The organism is Rhizobium sp. CCGE 510 (assembly GCF_000292525.1).
In the GTDB taxonomy this organism is placed as follows: domain Bacteria; phylum Pseudomonadota; class Alphaproteobacteria; order Rhizobiales; family Rhizobiaceae; genus Rhizobium.
In genome coordinates this window covers 1-1,539 of the sequence record NZ_AEYF01000097.1, presented here as the reverse complement: position 1 = coordinate 1,539, position 1,539 = coordinate 1, and the positions used below count along the sequence as shown (strand labels likewise).

Annotated in this window: 1 protein-coding gene; it reads left to right on the top strand. The window is 65.8% G+C overall.

From position 1 onward, the window contains the following. Window positions 1-257: 257 nt before the first annotated feature. Window positions 258-1,505, top strand: a complete 1,248-nt coding sequence (locus tag RCCGE510_RS32600) for an efflux RND transporter periplasmic adaptor subunit (RefSeq protein WP_007637871.1) — start codon at window positions 258-260, stop codon at window positions 1,503-1,505. The last annotated feature ends 34 nt before the right edge of the window (window positions 1,506-1,539 follow it).

Below are 1,539 nucleotides of genomic sequence, written 5' to 3'. Positions count from 1 at the left end.
AGGACGGGGGCGGCCACCGGCGCCCAAACGTATCATGCCATCCGCCCTCGTGGTTCGAGACGGCCCTGTGGGCCTCCTCACCATGAGGGCTAATTGTTGTGACCTGCGGCTAGCCTGTCGGCGGCAGGGTGCTGCGTTCTCCAGCGATACAGGCCGCGCCCTTTCTCCGACCTCATCCCAAGGTGACCCGCAGGGGCCTTGAAGGACCAGGGCTGCCGCTGACACGTACACAATCGCGATCGAGGACTGCCTGGATCGTGTTCGAGGTCGCGATTTCCGCCGGGTTGGCGATGTTTGCAGGCATGAACACGACATCAGAACATCACCGAGACCTTGCCGCCAAGCTCAGATCGCTTTCGATCGAGCCCGCGGCCTTCAAGACCGAGCCGCCGAAGCCTCATGCCCGGCGGCGTGTAACCCCTGGCGCAATGCTCGTCGTTGCGGCGACGGCATCGTTGGCGGCGGTTCTTTTCAATGGACCTGAGGCGCTGCAGCGCCTGGAGACCGCGTTTGCGGGGGTTTCGGGCAGCGGCCTTGGGATATCCGCTGATGGGAGGAAGGCGCCAGCCAGCGACGGCAGCGCTGTTGAGGGAGTGCGGACACCGACCGGGGATGGAGAAAAGAGCACGACCGCCTCGACCCGGGAAATCACCGGCTCCGGTTATGTCGTCGCGCCCGATATCGCCACTGTCTTTTCCAAATATGAGGGCCGGATCGTCGCGGTCGGGGTGGAGGCGGGCGATCGCGTCGTCGCGGGGCAGGTGCTGGTGCGGCTTGACGATGCCGGCGCCCAATTTGCACTTCGGGGTGCGGAGATCGCCGGGCGGGCGGCGGCGTTGGCGCTTGATGCCAGGACTATCGAACTTGTGCAGGCGCGGTCGTCATTTGCGCGCGCCGAGCGGCTTGCAGGGCGCAATGCCATGTCGGCGCAGACGCTGGAGGAGGCGGGGACGGCTGTCGACGGGGCCGAGAATGCCGCCCTGCGGGCAAGGCAGGAGGTCGAAAAGGCGGAACTCGAGATCGACAAGGCGCGCGAGCAGATGGACGCGCTGACCGTTCGGGCGCCGATCTCCGGCACTGTCATGCGGCTTGATGCGCATGTCGGCGATACGGTGCTTTCGCGCGACGACAGCGTGCGGGAAAATGAAAGCCTGCTCGTCATTATCGATACGGCGCGCCTGGTCATCGATGCCGATGTGGCCGAAGCCAATTTCGCGCTGATGCGGCCGGGCTTATCAGGCGAGGCGGTGCTTGACGGCTTTCCCGGCCAGCCCTTTGCGGTCGAGGTGTCGAAGATCGCGCCTGTCATTTCGCGGGAGAAGGGGACGGTGACGCTGCGCCTGTCGCTCGCGTCTCCGCCTGCAGGGATGCGGCCTGCCATGGCTGCGCGCATCCGGCTGGTGGTGGGTGAGGAGTTGGGTGCGGGTGCGTCGGCCGTGGGTGCCCATTACCCGCCCCCGTCCTTCGAGGCTCCGGCCTTGGCCTACGCACCTCAGAGCCTGTGAATGTTTGGTGGCGGCGGCGATTGGATTGTGATTC